The sequence below is a fragment of the Nocardia sp. Marseille-Q1738 genome, from assembly GCF_965283145.1.
The window spans coordinates 829,068-845,126 of the sequence record NZ_CBDIMS010000001.1 but is presented as its reverse complement, the minus strand read 5'-3'; the positions used below and the strand labels follow the sequence as shown (position 1 = coordinate 845,126).

At 67.0% G+C, this 16,059-nt stretch carries 16 protein-coding genes and 1 tRNA gene; 6 read left to right on the top strand and 11 right to left on the bottom strand.

The genetic code is table 11. From position 1 onward, the window contains the following. Positions 1-62: 62 nt before the first annotated feature. From tgt to ACWPXK_RS03740, 5 genes are all read right to left on the bottom strand, one after another. Complete coding sequence (gene tgt / locus ACWPXK_RS03760; RefSeq protein ID WP_454194587.1) at positions 63-1,301, bottom strand: tRNA guanosine(34) transglycosylase Tgt; 1,239 nt, start codon at positions 1,299-1,301, stop codon at positions 63-65. 151 nt (positions 1,302-1,452) lie between these two features. Next, entirely contained in the window at positions 1,453-3,357 is a 1,905-nt protein-coding gene (locus ACWPXK_RS03755) for an ABC transporter ATP-binding protein (protein ID WP_454194586.1), read from the bottom strand. Then, positions 3,354-5,087, bottom strand: coding sequence for an ABC transporter ATP-binding protein (locus ACWPXK_RS03750; protein ID WP_454194585.1), 1,734 nt, complete (start codon positions 5,085-5,087; stop codon positions 3,354-3,356). Before ACWPXK_RS03750 ends, ACWPXK_RS03755 begins: the two co-directional genes overlap by 4 nt. Positions 5,088-5,166: 79 nt before the next feature. Continuing rightward, complete coding sequence (locus ACWPXK_RS03745) at positions 5,167-5,670, bottom strand: RrF2 family transcriptional regulator (protein WP_454194584.1); 504 nt, start codon at positions 5,668-5,670, stop codon at positions 5,167-5,169. Between the two features lie 39 nt (positions 5,671-5,709). Beyond that, positions 5,710-6,303 carry a TetR/AcrR family transcriptional regulator gene (locus tag ACWPXK_RS03740; RefSeq protein WP_364326460.1) on the bottom strand — a complete coding sequence of 198 codons (594 nt, stop codon included), beginning with the start codon at positions 6,301-6,303 and terminating at the stop codon, positions 5,710-5,712. 203 nt (positions 6,304-6,506) lie between these two features. Between ACWPXK_RS03740 and ACWPXK_RS03735 the strand changes: the two genes are divergently transcribed. Then, positions 6,507-8,801 carry an MMPL family transporter gene (locus tag ACWPXK_RS03735; protein WP_454194583.1) on the top strand — a complete coding sequence of 765 codons (2,295 nt, stop codon included), beginning with the start codon at positions 6,507-6,509 and terminating at the stop codon, positions 8,799-8,801. A 138-nt stretch (positions 8,802-8,939) separates the two neighbouring features. Here ACWPXK_RS03735 and ACWPXK_RS03730 read toward each other — a convergent pair whose 3' ends face one another. Both ACWPXK_RS03730 and ACWPXK_RS03725 read right to left on the bottom strand, forming a co-directional pair. Continuing rightward, on the bottom strand, positions 8,940-9,188 hold the full coding sequence (locus ACWPXK_RS03730; protein WP_454194582.1) for a hypothetical protein: 249 nt from the start codon (positions 9,186-9,188) through the stop codon (positions 8,940-8,942). A 223-nt stretch (positions 9,189-9,411) separates the two neighbouring features. Next, complete coding sequence (locus tag ACWPXK_RS03725; protein ID WP_364326451.1) at positions 9,412-9,612, bottom strand: hypothetical protein; 201 nt, start codon at positions 9,610-9,612, stop codon at positions 9,412-9,414. Positions 9,613-9,887: 275 nt separating this feature from the next. On the opposite strand from ACWPXK_RS03725, the gene ACWPXK_RS03720 reads away from it, so the two are divergent. The 4 genes from ACWPXK_RS03720 to ACWPXK_RS03705 are packed head-to-tail and all read left to right on the top strand — an operon-like array spanning position 9,888 to position 13,252. Beyond that, positions 9,888-10,211 carry a hypothetical protein gene (locus ACWPXK_RS03720; RefSeq protein WP_454194581.1) on the top strand — a complete coding sequence of 108 codons (324 nt, stop codon included), beginning with the start codon at positions 9,888-9,890 and terminating at the stop codon, positions 10,209-10,211. 16 nt (positions 10,212-10,227) lie between these two features. Further along, on the top strand, positions 10,228-10,830 hold the full coding sequence (locus tag ACWPXK_RS03715) for a carboxymuconolactone decarboxylase family protein (protein WP_454194580.1): 603 nt from the start codon (positions 10,228-10,230) through the stop codon (positions 10,828-10,830). 55 nt (positions 10,831-10,885) lie between these two features. After that, entirely contained in the window at positions 10,886-12,289 is a 1,404-nt protein-coding gene (locus ACWPXK_RS03710; protein ID WP_454194579.1) for an amidohydrolase family protein, read from the top strand. A gap of 9 nt (positions 12,290-12,298) precedes the next feature. After that, entirely contained in the window at positions 12,299-13,252 is a 954-nt protein-coding gene (locus ACWPXK_RS03705) for an antibiotic biosynthesis monooxygenase (protein ID WP_454194578.1), read from the top strand. 4 nt (positions 13,253-13,256) lie between these two features. Here ACWPXK_RS03705 and ACWPXK_RS03700 read toward each other — a convergent pair whose 3' ends face one another. The 4 genes from ACWPXK_RS03700 to ACWPXK_RS03685 form a co-directional block, all read right to left on the bottom strand. Then, positions 13,257-13,712, bottom strand: coding sequence for a deaminase (locus ACWPXK_RS03700; RefSeq protein ID WP_454194577.1), 456 nt, complete (start codon positions 13,710-13,712; stop codon positions 13,257-13,259). Between the two features lie 72 nt (positions 13,713-13,784). After that, positions 13,785-13,875, bottom strand: a tRNA-Ser gene (locus ACWPXK_RS03695). A 66-nt stretch (positions 13,876-13,941) separates the two neighbouring features. Beyond that, a complete protein-coding gene (locus ACWPXK_RS03690; protein WP_454195433.1) occupies positions 13,942-14,394 on the bottom strand; it encodes a nucleoside deaminase in 453 nt (150 codons plus the stop codon). Positions 14,395-14,419: 25 nt separating this feature from the next. Then, positions 14,420-14,959: a tRNA adenosine deaminase-associated protein gene (locus tag ACWPXK_RS03685; protein ID WP_454194576.1), complete on the bottom strand. Its 540-nt coding sequence runs from the start codon at positions 14,957-14,959 to the stop codon at positions 14,420-14,422. Between the two features lie 58 nt (positions 14,960-15,017). Here ACWPXK_RS03685 and ACWPXK_RS03680 point away from each other — a divergent pair, with 58 nt between their 5' ends. Then, the gene (locus ACWPXK_RS03680; protein ID WP_454194575.1) at positions 15,018-15,968 is read left to right on the top strand and encodes a prephenate dehydrogenase; all 951 of its coding nucleotides are present in this window, start codon (positions 15,018-15,020) and stop codon (positions 15,966-15,968) included. Positions 15,969-16,059: the final 91 nt, after the last annotated feature.

Sequence of the window (16,059 nt, the reverse complement as noted above, 5' to 3'; positions counted from 1 at the left end):
GAACGGGCAACGCCCGATCCCGCTTCGCTCGAAACCGGGGAGTTGGGCCGGTGCGGTGCAGATCAACCACCATTCCGCCGCCAGCGGCCCAATACTTCTGCTTTGTGCTCGTCGAAGTAGCCGCCCTCGATACTCTGCCGGATGCGGTCGACCAGGCGTACCGTGAACCGCTCGTTGTGGATGGTGCACAGCGTGGCCGCCAGCATCTCCTTGGCCTTGAACAGGTGATGGATGTAGGCGCGGGTGTAGTTGGCGCAGGTGTAGCAGTCGCAGGTCTCGTCGATCGGGGTGAAGTCGCGCCGGAAGCGGCTGGTGTTGATATTGAACCGGCCGGTGTCGACGTAGATCGCCGCGTTGCGAGCGACCCGGGACGGGTTCACGCAGTCGAAGGTGTCCGCGCCGTTCTCGATGGCGGTGAAGACGTCCTCCGGCTCGCTGATGCCGAGCATGTGTCGCGGCTTGTCCTCGGGCAGCTCGTCACTGCACCAGCCGACGATAGCGCCCAAGTTGTGCTTCTCCAGCGCGCCCCCGATGCCGTAGCCGTCGAAACCTGCTCCCGCGCTTCCCCGAATCGATTCGAGACCGCGACAGGCCTTGCGGCGCAAGTCCTCGTATTGCGCGCCCTGGATGACGGCGAACAGCGCCTGGTACGGGCGGTGCGCGCGTGCGGCGGTCAGCCTCTCGTGTTCGTCGATGCAGCGTTGCGCCCACTCGTGCGTGCGCTGCACCGACCGCTCCTGGTAGGCGCGGGTGTTGAGCAGCGTGGTGAGCTCGTCGAAGGCGAACATGATGTCGGCGCCCAGCTGGTGCTGGATGCCCATGGATACCTCGGGGGTGAACCGGTGCACGGAACCGTCCAGGTGCGAGCGGAAGGTGACGCCGTCGTCGTCCACGGTGGCCAGCCGTTCCTTGCCGGGGGCGATCACATCATCGCTGCGGACGTCGACGGCCTCCATCGCGAGCACCTTCTTGAACCCGACGCCCAGCGACATCACCTGAAACCCGCCGCTGTCGGTGAAGGTCGGCCCGGGCCAGTTCATGAACGCGCCGAGCCCACCCGCTTCGTCCACGATGTCGGCGCCTGGCTGCAGGTAGAGGTGGTAGGCGTTGGCCAGCAACGCCTGGGCGCCGAGGTCGCGCATGGTCTCCGGCAGCACCGCCTTGACCGTCGCCTTGGTGCCCACCGGAATGAACGCGGGCGTGGCGATCGACCCGTGCGGCGTACCGATCACACCGGACCGGCCGTGCCGCCCGTCCAGACGCGTACCAACGGTGAAGGAGAACGATTCGGGACCGGACACCCCGCTATCCTCGCAGTTCCCCGGACACCGACCGCACCAGGCCACCAACAGGGGCGCGGCCGCCGCGTCCGCGACGAAGTCGCCAGCGGCGGTCGCTCGGACGCGAGCCACAAGGGGGCCGCGAACACGCAGCGCCGCAGGCGCTGCCAAACTACACAGCCGCGGCGAACTGGGCGTTGTAGAGGCGGTAGTACGCTCCGCGCTCCTCGAGGAGGCGTTCGTGTGTGCCGTGTTCCACGATCCGGCCCGATTCCATGACGACGATCAGGTCGGCGTCGCGGATGGTGGACAGGCGGTGGGCGATGACGAAGCTGGTGCGGTCCCGGCGCAGCGCGGCGGTCGCGTGCTGCACCAGCAGCTCGGTGCGGGTGTCCACCGAGCTGGTGGCTTCGTCCAGGATGAGGATGGACGGTTTGGCCAGGAAGGCGCGTGCGATGGTGATCAGCTGTTTCTCGCCCGCGCTGACACCGGAGCCCTCTTCGTCGATGACCGTGTCGTAGCCGTCGGGCAGCGCGTGCACGAAGCGGTCCACGTAGGCGGCGCGCGCCGCGGCGAGGATGTCCTGCTCGCCGGCGTTCGGGTTGCCGTAGGCGATGTTCTCCCGGATGGTGCCGCGGAACAGCCAGGTGTCCTGCAACACCATGCCGATGCGTGAACGCAGGTGGTCGCGGGTGATCTTGGTGATGTCGACCCCGTCGACGGTGATGGTGCCCGCGTCCAGTTCGTAGAACCGCATGAGCAGGTTCACCAGCGTGGTCTTGCCGGCGCCGGTGGGGCCGACGATCGCGACCACGTGCCCTGGCTCGGCCACCAGCGAGAGCCGCTCGATCACCGGCTTCTCCGGTTCGTAGCGGAACGAGACGGCCTCGAACTCCACCCGGCCGCGATCGACCGGACGGGCATTGTCCATCACCGGGTCGGGGGTCTGCTCCTCGGCGTCGAGGATCTCGAAGATCCGCTCGGCCGAGGCGACGCCGGATTGCAGCAGGTTGGCCATCGCCCCGAGCTGGGTGAGCGGCTGGCTGAACTGCCGGGAGTATTGGATGAACGCCTGCACTTCGCCGAGCGAGAGGCTGCCTGTCGCCACCTTGAGGCCGCCGACCAGCGCGACCAGCACGAAGTTCACGTTCCCGAGGAACATGATGGCGGGCATGATCAGCCCGGAGATGAACTGCGCTTTGAAGCTGGCTTGGTAGAGCTCCTCGTTGCGCTTGTCGAACTCCTTGCCGACCTCGCGGTTGCGCCCGAACGCGGTGACCACCTCGTGCCCGGTGTAGGCCTCCTCGACCTGGGCATTCACCAGGCCGGTGTATTTCCACTGGTTGACGAAGTGCGGCTTGGAACGTTTCGCGATCTGCGCGGTGACCACGATGGCGGCGGGCACGGTGAGCAGCGCGATCACCGCCAGCACCCACGAGATCCAGAACATCATGACCAGGATGCCCAGCACCGAGAACACCGAGATCAACAGCTGGCTCATGGTCTGCTGCAGGCTCTGCGACACGTTGTCCACGTCGTTGGTCACCCGGCTGAGCACGTCGCCGCGCGGCGCGGAGTCGAAGTAGCGCAACGGAAGTCGGTGGATCTTGTCCTCGACGTCGCTGCGCAGCCGCTTCACCGTCCGGTTGATCACGATGTTGAGCAGATGCCCCTGCAGCCAGCCGAAGACGGCGGCGCCGAGGTAGAGCACCAGCACCAGCCCGAGAACCCGGGCGACCGCATCGAAATCCACACCCACGCCGGGCACCACGTCCATGGCGCTGAGCATGTCGGCGAAAGTGTCGTCGCCCTTGGCCCGCAACGCTTCTATCGCCTGGTCCTTGGTGACGCCCGGCGGGAGCTGCTTACCGACCACGCCGTCGAAGACCAGGTTGGTCGCCCTGCCGAGGATGTAGGGACCGAGGGTGTTCAACAACACCGAGGCAACGACGAGCGCGACGATCAGCCCGACGTAGACCCGTTCCGGGGCGAGCCTGCGCAGCAGACGTTTCAGGGAGGGCCCGAATGATCTCGCTTTGGCGTCCGGCGCACCCGGAGCAGGCATTCCCGGTCTCATCGCGCCTCCTCGGCACTCAGCTGCGATTCGACGATCTCTCGATACTCCGAGCAGTCCCTTATCAGCTGCTCATGCGTGCCGATGCCCGCCATCGCGCCGTCCTCGAGCACCACGATCTGATCGGCGTCCCGGATGGTGGCGATGCGCTGGGCCACGATGAGCACCGAGGCATCGGCGGTCTGCGGTTTCAGCGCCTCCCGCAGCCTGGCGTCGGTGGCGACGTCGAGCGCGGAGAACGAGTCGTCGAACAGGTAGACCCTCGGCTTCTTCACCAGCGCTCGCGCGATGGCGAGCCGCTGGCGCTGGCCACCGGAGACCGTCGTCCCGCCTTGCGCGACCGGCGCCTGCAGCCCTTCCGGCATCTCCCGGACGAAATCGGCGGCCTGAGCGATCTCCAGGGCGCGCCATAGTTCTTCATCGGTGGCGTCCGGATTGCCATAGCGCAGATTGCTCGCGATGGTTCCGGAGAACAGGTACGCCTTCTGTGGCACGAGCCCGATCTGCGAGCGCAAGAGCTCCAAATCGATGTGGCGGACATCGGTGCCGCCCACGTAGACCGCGCCGTCGGTGACATCCATCAGCCGGGGAATGAGGTTGACCAATGTGGTCTTGCCCGAACCGGTGGAGCCGACGATCGCGGTGGTGATGCCCGGCCGCACCTGGAACCGAATGGCTTTCAGCACCGGCTTCTCCGCGCCCGGGAAGGCGAACTCGGCGAACTGGAAGTCCACCACGGCCGGGTCGTCGGTGAACGGCTGCGGAAGTCGCGGCGGATGGACCGAGGACTCGGTGTCCAGCACCTCGCCGATCCGGTCGGCGGAAACCGCGGCACGCGGCGCCATCATGGCCAGGAACGAGGCCATCATCACGGCCATCAGGATCTGCATGATGTAGGACAGCAACGCGGTGAGCGAGCCGATCTGCATGTGCCCGGCGTCGATCGCCCGTCCGCCGAACCAGATCACCGCGACGGCGGTGACATTGCTGATCAGCATCACGGTCGGGAACATCAGCGCCATCAACCGGCCGACGCGCAGCGCGGTGTCGGTCAGTTCGGTGTTGGCCAGGCCGAATCGCCAGGTCTCCTGCCGTTCCCGCACGAACGCCCGTACCACGCGGATCCCGGTGATCTGCTCGCGCAGCACCCGATTCACCTCGTCGATCCTGGCCTGCATGTCGCGGAAGCCGGGCACCATCTTGGAGATCAGCACGGCCATGGACAGACCCAATGCGGGCACCGCGATCAGCAGTAGCCAGGACAGGCCCAGATCCTCGCGCAGCGCCATCACGATGCCGCCGACGCACATGATCGGCGCCATCACCAGGATGGTCGCCGACATCACGATGAGCAGCTGAACCTGCTGAATATCGTTGGTATTGCGGGTGATCAGCGAGGGCGCGCCGAACATCCCCACCTCGCGGGCGGAGAACGTGCCGACGCGGTGCAGCACCGCGCCGCGCAGATCCCGGCCCGCGCCCATCGCCGCCTGCGCACCGAGATAGACCGAGGCGGACGAGGCGACGATCTGCACGCCGGTCACCGCGAGCATCCACAAACCGGTGGTCCAGATGTAGCCGAGATCGCCCTTGGTGACGCCGTTATCGATCAGGTCCGCGTTCAGGCTCGGCAGGTACAGCATCGCGATGACGGAAATCAGCTGCAGCGCAACGACCCCCGCCAGCTGGGCGCGGTAGGGGTTCAGATACGTGCGGAGCAGTCTGATCAGCATGATGAACCGCAGGCTACCGGCAATCGGCGCGAGGCGTCGTGGGGATTTCCGACCAGCATGAATGCCCTTCCGTCCGGCGTTATCTTCGCGCCCAGGCGCCCGGGTCCTCGGTGAGCGCCTCGACGAATCCGGGCAGCCGGTCGCGCGCGATGTCGTCGATGGTCACGTTCTCCAGCACCGCACGGATATTGACCCGCAGCGCGATCCACACCCGTTGCAAGGCCTCGGCCGAGCCGGAGTAGCGCACGTCCTCCGGCCGCGCCCCGCGCACCGACGCGAGCGGGCCCTCGATCGCGCGGATCACGTCGGCGATGGAGATCTCGGACGCCGGCCTGGCCAGCCAGTAGCCGCCGTCCGGACCGCGTCTGCTGATCACCAGATCGGCGCGGCGCAGCTCGCCGAGCACGGACTCGAGCACCTTGGGCGGGATCCGCTGGGCGGTGGCGATGGCCTCGGCCTTGACTACCGGAGCGGCCTGCACAACAGGTGCGCCGTGCCCGGCCACGGACTGATTCAGCGGCGGCGCACTGGCGATCTCGAGCAGCGTCCGCACCGCGTAATCGACCTTCGCGGTGATGTGCACAGCGGTGACTCCTGGCGTCCGGCGGTGGGTAGCTCGAATCTACGCGGCGCCGCCCACACCGAGCACACAGGTCGCCGCGTCCAGCAGCGATGACTCGACCAGTGAGTCGTCCGCGCCGGGCACCAGTTCCTTGGAGATCAACGCCACGCCGATCACCTCGAGCGCCGCGCTGGCGCGCAGCTGCGCCTCCTCGGTGGCGTTGGGCCCGGCCAGCCAGGTGCGCAGCACCTGACTGGCGTCCATCAAGTCCGGATAGCGATCGGCCATGGCGTTGATGATCGCCACCGTGTCGCGCACGACCAGCGCACCGGCGTCCCTATGATGGATCAGACCGCGCAGATAGGTCCGCAGAACCTGGCGGATGCCCTCCGCGTCGTGCTGCACGTGGTCGAGTTCGTCGACGACCGACCGCATGTGATCGACGATCGGATCGATGATCGCCAATAGCAGATCGAGCTTCGAGGCGTAGTGATAGTAGAGCGACGCCTTTGTGATTCCTACCGCATCCGCGACCTCGCGCAGGCTCGTCTGCTCGAATCCTTTGGCCCCGAACAGCTTCACCGCGGCGTCGCGAATCGCGGCCTTAGTGCCTCCACCTGGGGAAACAGCGCCGGGTGTGTCTCGGACAACCATTCGACGATCCTCTCATCACTCGCGCGCCGGGCGAACGCCACCCGCAAAATAGAGGTTGTACCTCCACTTACTTCCTAGGTAGTCTACCTACCGCACGGTAGGCAGAAAGCGTCAAGTGGAGGTGGGGCCATGCAGGGCGCCCCGCGAGTGCTGTCTACACGCAGATCCAGCACGGTCCCAGTCATCGCTAGGAGAAACCCCTCGTGTCCGTTTATCTGTATAGATGGGGAAAGTTCGCTTTCCGCCGGAAATGGATAGTCCTTCCCGTCTGGCTCGTCTTGTTCGTGCTCCTCGGTGGCCTGGGCGCCCAGCTCAGCAAGCCGATGACGAACGACTTCAGCATGCCGGACCTGCCGTCCGCCCGTGCCAATGACATTCTCGACAAGCACTTCCCCGGCGCGTCCGACGCCTTCAAGTTCGACGCGGTCACCGGCACCTACGTCCTCGCCGCCCCCGAGGGGCAGAAGCTGACGGACCCGGCGAACCGTGCGGCGCTGGAAGCGTTCATCGCCAAGCTCGGCCAGCTCGACATCGTCGACCACGACAAGCCGATCAGCAATCCGGTCGAAGCGGCCGAGAAGATGGACTGCCTGGCCAACCCCGACCCGGCGCAGTGCAGCGGCGCACCGCTGAACGTGCTCAGCAAGACCGCGCCGGAGACCGTGGCGGTGATCAACGTCCCCTTCACGATCAAGAAGTTCACCGACGTCACCGACGAGCATCGTGCTACCGCGTACGAGATCGGCGCCGACGCCCGCAATGCCGGACTCACGGTCGAGATGAGCGGCTCGATCGCGCAGAAGCAGGAAGCCCCCAGTGGCAAGTCCGAGCTGATCGGCATGGCCGTCGCGCTGGTCGTGATGATCGTGGCGTTCGGCGCCATCGTCGCCGCGTTCGTGCCGATCGTCACCGCGATCATCGGCCTCGGCGCGGCCACCTCGCTGATCATGCTCGGCACCTCGGTGATCGAGGTCCCCAGCTTCACCACCTTCCTCGCCTCGATGATCGGCATCGCGCTGTCCATCGACTACGCGCTGTTCATCGTGTCCAGGTACAAGCACGAGCTGGCGGTGCAGGATTCGCCGGAGGAGGCCGCGGGCACCGCGCTCGGCACGGCCGGTTCCGCGGTGGTGTTCGCGGGTCTGACGGTCATCATCGCTCTGGCGGGCCTCGGCATCGTCGGTGTCGAGTTCATGACCTTCATGGGCCTGGGTGGCGCGATCGCCGCCGGTTTCGCGGTGCTCACCGCGATCACGCTGATGCCCGCGCTGCTCGGCGCGTTCGGCCGCTTCCTGTTCAAGCCGAAGCTGCCCGTGGTGGCCCAGCACGACCCCGAGGACGACACCTCGGTCACCAACGGCATGCGCTTCGGCCGGCTGATCGGCCGGGCGCCCTGGGCCGCGCTGATCCTGAGCGTCGCGGTGCTCGGCGCGCTCGCCGCCCCCGCGGCGGGCCTGAACCTCGGCCTGCCCGGCGACGACAGCATGCCCAAGACCTCCACCATCCGGAAGGCCTACGAACTGCGCACCGAAGGCTTCGGCGAGGGCAGCAACGGCGTGCTGAACGTGGCCGCGGACCTGAGCGGCGTGCCCGCCGAGAACCGGGAGGCCGCGGTCAAGGCGCTGCGCGACAAGCTCACGTCCTACCCCGACATGGACTATGTGACCGAGCCGCAGTGGAGCCAGGACCAGGAGGGCGTGCTGCTGGACGGCGTGCCGAAGTCCGGACCCAACAACCAGGCCACCAAGGACCTGGTGCGCGACGCCAGGGAGGCCGAAGGCCAGCTGAAGGCCGAGTACGGCATCGAGTACGGCATCACCGGCACCACGGCGATCTACGCCGACGTGGACCACGTGCTGCTCAGCAAGATCGTGCCCTACCTGGCGATCGTGGCGGGCGCGGCGTTCGTCCTGCTGATCCTGGTGTTCCGGTCGATCCTGGTGCCGCTCACCGCGGCGCTCGGGTTCCTGCTGTCGATGGGCGCGACCTTCGGCGCGACCGTGCTGATCTTCCAGGAAGGCAAGCTCGGCCTGATCGAGGATCCGCATCCGCTGGTCAGCTTCCTGCCGATCATGCTGATCGGCCTGGTGTTCGGCCTCGCGATGGACTACCAGGTCTTCCTGGTGACCCGGATGCGCGAGGAGTTCGTGCACGGCAAGTCGGCCAAGGATGCGGTGGTCTCCGGCTACCACCACGGCGCGCGCGTGGTGACCTCGGCGGCGATCATCATGATCTCGGTGTTCGGTTCGTTCCTGATGGAAAGCGACGTGACGGCGAAGTCGTTCGGCTTCGCGCTGGCGGTGGGCGTGCTGCTGGACGCGTTCATCGTCCGCATGGTGCTCATCCCGTCGCTACTGGTGCTGATGGGCAAGTGGTCGTGGTGGATGCCGAAGTGGCTCGACCGGATCCTGCCCGACATCGACGTCGAAGGCTCGAAGCTGCGTGAGCTGCAGCGGCGTTCGGCCGAGACGGCGAAGGTGCCGGTCGGCGTCAGCTGATCCGACAACTGTTCACTCGGCCCCGCGCCCCGGTCCTCGGGGGCGGGGCCGAGTTCGTTTCCCGGTCCGCGTCCAAAGGTCGGCACATGGCGACCGACGTCGGCTGACGCCGATCCGCCTCAGGCAAGCCGTGGGCGATTACCGGCTTGGCTCCGGAATTTCGCAGGCGCCGACCTTGGGATTGACGCCCACGTAATTGAGCGGTCCGGCCACCGCCGTCAGGGCGATCGTGCCCCATCCGGCACAGTCGATCGGGGGCCCGCTGGCGAAATTGTGCCGCTGAGCGGCCGCGAGCAGCCCGATGGCCAGCCAGATCAGCAGCAGGAACCCGAGAACTCGGGAGCCTGTTCGGCGCCTGGCCGGCGTGCGAGGTTCCTGGTCGCGCATCTCATCGGTTCCTTCCGTGCTCCCCGAGAGCCGGATACCCGGAACTTCCGACAGCTACCCTTTCGAACTACTGGCCGAGAGGCATTACCGAACAGTCCGCAATCTTTCAGTTCACTCAGCTCGCGGCCAGTTCGGGACACATCGGCACAGAAGGATGACACGACTTCTGATGGCCGGGTGGAGTACCAACCCGGCCATCGTTCGCCACCTTCACTCGGTTGAGCTACGGGCTCGGTTGCGGCACATCGCAATCCGCGACCTTCGGGTTCACGCCCATGTAGTTGAGCGGTCCCGCGATGACCGTGACGACGATCGTGCCGAAACCGGCGCAGTTCACCGGACCGGTGTCGAAATAGTTGCGTTGTGCCGCGGCGATCACGCCGATCAGCAACCAGATCAAGACGATGACACTTCCGATTCTCATGGTTCTCTCGCGCATCACTCCCGCGCGGACTGTTCGACGGCGCATTTCGCGTCACGTCCTTCCCGCACTTCCGTATCGGGCGTATACCCCCGATCGCACCGAATATCCGTCCCGGGAAGGTCATTCTCGAGCCGTTCGGCGCCGGGCAAGCCGCTGGTCGGCCTCGACCTCGACCGCCGCACGGTCGTCCTGCGCAAGGACGAGCACCGGTAGCGAGTTGCCTTGCCCGCCTGCAAAGCCGGGCGAACGCGGCGACGGTCGGCCAGAATGAGGCCATGCGAGGCTCGATGGGTGAGAAGTGGCGGCGGTTCGGTGAACATCTCGAGTCCGCGCCGGGGCGGCTGTCCAGCGAGGTCCGGCGGGTCCTGCGGGCCGGAGCCGCGGGTGGGGCCGCGTCGGGCGAGGGCGCGGCGCCCGAGCTGGCCGCTTTCGCCGAACTGGTGGCGAACCGGTCCTACCGGGTCACCGAGCGGGACATCGCGGCGCTGAAGGCGGCCGGGCACAGCGACGACGAGATCTTCGAGGCGGCCGCGGTCGCCGCTTACGGGGCGGCCGATCGCCGCTACCGCGCGGCGCGCCTGGCCTGGGAGGGACGCTGAAATGTGGCTCGAAGCAGTGAGATCCGGGCATGACCGGCCGACCAAGTTCGTGCTGTGGACCATGCGGCGGTTCAGCGGGGTCGAGGTGCCCGCGGTGCTGAAGGTGCTGTTCTACCGGCATCGGTTCTTCGGTTCGCCGCTGTCGGATCTGATCCAGGACGCGATGCGCGGACCGTCGTACTGGACCGTCGCCGAACGCGAGATCTTCGCGACGCAGACCTCCCAGGCCAACGAGTGCCCGTTCTGCGCGACCTCGCACGAGGCCATCGCGGGCGCGTATGTCGATGCCGACGTAGTGACTCGCGCCTTGGCCGGTGGCGTTGATTCTCCGCTGCGCCCCGAAGCGCGCGTCATGCTCGGTTTCCTCGCGAAAATGGCCCGCGATCCGGACGGGCTGACCGCCGAGGACGCCGCGCTGGTGCGTCTGGCGGGTGTTTCCGAGGAGGCGTTCGAGGAGGCTGTCTGGGTGGGGACCTGCTTCAACGTGATCAACCGGATGATGAACACCGTCGGAGCCGGTCCTCTGGAAGGGAAGCAACGCCCGGTGAGCGCACGATTCATCAAGCTCGTCGGCTATCGCATGCCCCCGCCGGTGACGTTGTTCTCCCGCGGCGTCTGACTCCATTTCGTCCGATCCTCTGCCGCGCCGGGTTGATTTGTGTTCTCCTCGAACAGTGAGCCAAGTCCACTTGGGGCACATTTTTCACATCGCCGGTAGTCCCGTTACCGGCGAAGTGACCGACGCCCTGGTCGCCGTGCCGGACGGGGCGCTGGTAATCGACGACGGCGGCCGCATCGCATACTGCGGAAGCAGAGCCGATATTCCGGCCGATCACCGCGGCGAAAAAGTGTTCGACCACCGTCCGGGTTTCCTGCTTCCGGGGTTCGTCGACACCCACGTTCATTTCCCGCAAACCTTCGCGGGCGACGCGTACGGTGGCGGTCAGCTGCTGGAATGGCTCGAACAGTGCATCTTTCCCGCGGAATCTCGTTACGCCGAACCGGAATTCGCTCAATTGGCGGCCGTGGAATTCTGCGAACGGCGCATCGCGGCGGGCACCACGGCGGCGATGGTCTTCGGCTCGGCCTTTCCCCATGCGCAAGACGCGCTGTTCACCGAGACCCAGCGGCGCGGTCTGCGAATGGTCAGCGGACGCGGTATCCAAACGACAGGGGAGCCGTCAGCGGCGCCGCTGATCACCACCGAAGACGACGCCATCCGGCTGACGAGCGAAGAAATCGACAAATGGCACGCGGCCGATACCGGCGATCTCGGGACGGCATTGCTGCATGTGGCGGTCGTCCCACGTTTCTCGCTGGCGGTTACGCGCGAGACCTTGAAAAACCTTGGTGAACTGTACGATTCGGTCCGGGACCGTGGTGTGTACTTCCACAGCCATCTCAACGAGAACAACCGTCCGGGAACCGGGGAGGTCGACAGCACCAAGCAGGCGTACGACGTGGCCACCTACCTGGACACCTACGACGGGAAGTTCCTGCCGGGATCGGCCGAGGGCGGCAAGAGCCTGCTCGGCAGGCGCAGCATCCTCGCCCACTGTGTGCACTGCCAGGACGTGGAACTGTGGCGGATGGCCGAGACCGGCACGTCGATCGCGCACTGCCCGGTGTCTCAGCAGTTCCTCGGCTCCGGCACGATGCCGTGGAAGCGGACGATCGCCTCGGGCGTCACGGTGGCCGCGGGCACGGATTTCGGCGGCGGCGACGAATGGCTGATCCCGCAGGTATTGTCGGCCGCTTTCAAGGTGCACATCTCCGAACCGGGTGAAGACGGGGTGTCGATGCACCCGGCGGAAATGCTCTTCACCGGCACGCTGGCGGGCGCGCGGGCCCTGGACATGGAAAGCCGGTTCGGAAATTTCGACCTCGGCAAGGAAGCCGATTTCGTCGTCATCGACCCCGCTCGGGTTCCGTCGCTGGAAAGCGCGCTGGCACAGGGGATTCGTTCCGAAGACCCCGCATTGGCACGGGACCAGACGTTATTCGCACTGCTGATGGGTCTCCGCGAGCCGGCGATCGCCGAGGTTTACGTGCGGGGTCGCCGCATCGACCTCCACTAGAAGCCGTCGATGAACGCTGCCGCGACCGCTGTCACACTCTTCCACCGCACCGCCGACGACGCGGAATTTCGAGGCTGGCTGGCACGGATGACCGAAATCGCGGAAACTGCCGAGGGATTCGTCGACGCCGCCATCGCGGTGACCGAAGACCCGCGGCTGGAGCCGGGTTTCAGCGTCACGTTTCGATCCGAGCGACTGCTGCACCATTTCCTGGACTCGGCCGAGCGAACACGCTCGCTGAGTGAAGGCGAGTCGCGCGGATTTCGCCGCAAGAGCTCGGACCTGATCATTGTGGAAGGAGAATCGCCGCCACCAGGGATCGGCGTATTCCGGCACAGCGTGGCCCGCGGCAAAGAAGCCGAATTCGCGGCGACCGAAGCGCGACTCGTCGCGGTGAGTTCGGAGTTTCCGGGATTCGAGGGCGCCGCCCTCTTCCCGTCCGGCGATAGCGGGCGCTGGTTCTCGGTGCTCCGGTTCCGGACGGGAAACCAGCTGTCGGACTGGATGCGCTCGGAAGAACGCGCCGCGGCCTTGCCGGAGTTGCGCTCGAAACTGACCGAGGACTTCACCGTGGACGCGCACACCACGCCGTTCGGGTCCACGGTACGAACGGTCGACGGCGCGACCCGGATGACGCCGACGTGGAAGACCGCCATGTTGGTGCTGCTGGTGCTGTATCCGACGGTGATGACGCTGTCGAGATTCCTGGGCCCGGTGCTGGACCGGTTCGGAGCGCAGCCGTGGCTGGCGATGTGGCTGAGCCAGATCGTCAGCGTCGGGCTGATGAGCTATTTCCTGTCACCGGCGGTCGCGGCGCGTTTCCGGCGCTGGCTCGATCCGGTCGACGGCGCGGGCCTGCGGGTCAGCGCCGCCGGTGCCGCGGTGGTCGTCGGGCTCTACGCGCTGACGCTGCTGTTGTTCGCGTCGGTGAAATGGCTGCAGTACTGGGACTACGACCGATGAGCCGCTAGGACAGGTCGAGGTGCCGGTTCATCGACATCGCCGCCTCCGCCAGCTCGGGCAGCTCGATCACCGTGACGCCTGCCTGCTGGAGCTTTTCCACACCGACGCAATTCGCGACGAACGTCGACGGTTCCCGCCACGCGATCACCACCACCGGGATACCGGCCCGAAGTATCCGGTCCGTGCACGGCAGACGGGTCTTGGTCGCGCGCTCCGAGCACGGTTCCAGCGTGCTGTAGAGCGTGGCCCGGGCCAATCGGGGGTCGGCCGAGTCGAGCTTGTTCAGCGCGGCCTCCTCGGCGTGCTCCTTCGGGTCGGTCTCGCGGGAGTATCCGGCCGAGATCTCCGTGCCGTCGGCGACGATCACCGCACCCACCGAGAACGCGCCCTCGACCACCGGACACAGGCGCGCGAGCTCGATGGCCCGCCGCATCCAGTAGTGATGGCCGGGTTCGGTCACCGCATGGCCTCCTTCGGCTGGTCGTCCTGCGGAGCAAAAAGCCCCTCACCTGCGTGAACAGATGAGGGGCTGTGGCGGTGGCGGAGGGATTTGAACCCTCGGAGGGGGGTTACCCCTCACACGCTTTCGAGGCGTGCTCCTTAGGCCGCTCGGACACGCCACCGCCGACAACCATACCGGACCGTCACCGGATCACTAAATCGCCAGGTGACCTGCGATGACGTCGTACTCAGCGCTGGGCGCGGAAGAACTCGTCGAGCAACGCCGCGCACTCGGCTTCGAGCACGCCCCCGCGCACCTCCGGTCGATGATTGAGCCGACGGTCCCGGACCACGTCCCACAGCGAGCCAACGGCGCCGGTCTTCGGCTCCCACGCGCCGAAGACCAACCGGCCGACCCGGGCGAGCACCAGCGCACCCGCGCACATGGTGCACGGTTCCAGTGTGACGGCGAGGGTGGCACCCTCCAGCCGCCACCCGTCGCCGTGGACCGCGGCCGCACGGCGCAGCGCCAGGATCTCCGCATGCGCGGTCGGGTCACCGAGCGCTTCCCTGGCATTCGCGGCGCGGGCGAGTTCCCTTCCGGTGGAACCGAACACAACCGCGCCGACGGGGACGTCCCGCTCCCCTGCCGCGGCCGCGGCGTCCAGGGCGACGCGCATCATGTCCGCGTCCGAGGGAATCGGGTCGTCCGGCAGGACTCGCACGTCAGCGTGGCAGCTTGTCGAGCACCGCGGAGAATTCACCCGCGAAGCCGAGCCGCTGGGCGATCATGCCGAGTTGCTCGTCCGGGTAGAGGTCGGTCTCGGCGAGGATGACACTCAGCACCGGTTCGGGCAGGCCGAGATCGGCGAGCACACCGAGGTCGCCCTCTTCCCACGGCTCGACGTCGTCGAGGTCGTCCGGGTCGATGTCGGGAATGTCGACGTTCAACGCCTCCAGGACGTCGGCGGCGATGTCGTAATCGATCGCGGCCGTCGCGTCCGATACCAGCATCCGGGTGCCGCTCGGCGCGGGCCGTAGCACGATGAAGAACTCGTCGTCGACGTCGAGCAGGCCGAATACCGCCCCGGAGCTGCGCAAAGCCTTGAGTTCGTTTTCCGCGGCAGACAAATCGGTGAGCGCGGCCCGGCTCAGCGGGCTGCATCGCCACTTGCCTTCTTCGCGGACAACCGCCACTGCGAACCCTTCCACGTCGTCGTAATCTTCCGACGCCGCCCTGTTCGTGCCCGAGCGCTGTGCTGCCATGGCCGCAACGGTAGTCTGCTCGAGCTGAAATGTTGAAGTCGTATGCCAATCTGTTCCGGTGACTTCGGCGAAGAAAGCACCCGTATGCGTCCTCGGGACGGGCCTGATCGGTGGGTCGTTGCTACGCGCGGCTGCCGCCGCGGGCTATGACGGGTGGGGATACAACCGCTCCGCGGCGGGTGCGCAGGCCGCGCGCGATGACGGATTCGATGTCACCGAAGACCTGACCGCCACGCTGCAACGCGCCGCGGAAACGGACGCGCTGATCGTGGTCGCGGTGCCCATGCCCGCGGTGGGGCACATGCTCTCCGCGATCGCCACCTTCGCGCCGGGCTGCACGCTCACCGACGTGGTGAGCGTGAAGGCGCCGGTCGCGGCGGCCGTGCACGCGCACGGTCTGGCCGACCGGTACGTCGGCGGTCATCCGATGGCGGGCACAGCCGAATCCGGATGGGCAGCGACCGATCCGGGACTCTTCCGCGACGCGGTGTGGGCGGTCGGCGTGGACGAGGGAACGCACGCCGAACCGTGGAGCCGCGTGGTGCGACTCGCACTGGATTGCGGCGCGGTGGTGGTGCCGGTCGTGGCCGAGGAGCACGATCGAGCCGTGGCCCGCATCTCCCATCTTCCGCATATACTCGCCGAGGCATTGGCTACGGCCGGCGCCGCGGGCGGCGAGCTCGCCCTGGGCCTCGCGGCAGGATCGTTCCGCGATGGAACGCGGGTCGCCGGCACCGCGCCCGATCTAGTGCGCGCGATCTGCGAACCGAATTCCGCCGCACTGCTGGAAGTTCTGGACGAAACGCTCCGAGTGCTCGGCTCGGCACGCGACAGCCTGCGTGCGGAGCATTCCCTCGCGGATTTGGTCGAAGCGGGCCACGACGCGCGACAACGCTACGAATCGGCGCGGCGCTGGGAGATCACCGATGTCCGGCCGGGTGCCCCAAACTGGCTGGAGGACTTGCGGGTGGCCGGTGCAGGCGGCGGCGTCCTCACCCGACTCGACTGAAAATGCGCGGTCACATGCGCTTACCCGGCCCGGCGACCAGAGGTGGTTGGAGAATCGCGCAGCCGGGATGCGCGGCAGCATCCTCATCCGA

Bases quoted from the DNA above. Each gene is read 5' to 3' on its own strand.
- ACWPXK_RS03755 (WP_454194586.1), bottom strand. From the start codon at position 3,357: ATGAGACCGGGAATGCCTGCTCCGGGTGCGCCGGACGCCAAAGCGAGA.
- ACWPXK_RS03750 (WP_454194585.1), bottom strand. From the start codon at position 5,087: ATGCTGATCAGACTGCTCCGCACGTATCTGAACCCCTACCGCGCCCAG.
- ACWPXK_RS03740 (WP_364326460.1), bottom strand. From the start codon at position 6,303: ATGGTTGTCCGAGACACACCCGGCGCTGTTTCCCCAGGTGGAGGCACT.
- ACWPXK_RS03730 (WP_454194582.1), bottom strand. From the start codon at position 9,188: ATGCGCGACCAGGAACCTCGCACGCCGGCCAGGCGCCGAACAGGCTCC.
- ACWPXK_RS03725 (WP_364326451.1), bottom strand. From the start codon at position 9,612: ATGAGAATCGGAAGTGTCATCGTCTTGATCTGGTTGCTGATCGGCGTG.
- ACWPXK_RS03720 (WP_454194581.1), top strand. From the start codon at position 9,888: ATGCGAGGCTCGATGGGTGAGAAGTGGCGGCGGTTCGGTGAACATCTC.
- ACWPXK_RS03705 (WP_454194578.1), top strand. From the start codon at position 12,299: ATGAACGCTGCCGCGACCGCTGTCACACTCTTCCACCGCACCGCCGAC.
- ACWPXK_RS03685 (WP_454194576.1), bottom strand. From the start codon at position 14,959: ATGGCAGCACAGCGCTCGGGCACGAACAGGGCGGCGTCGGAAGATTAC.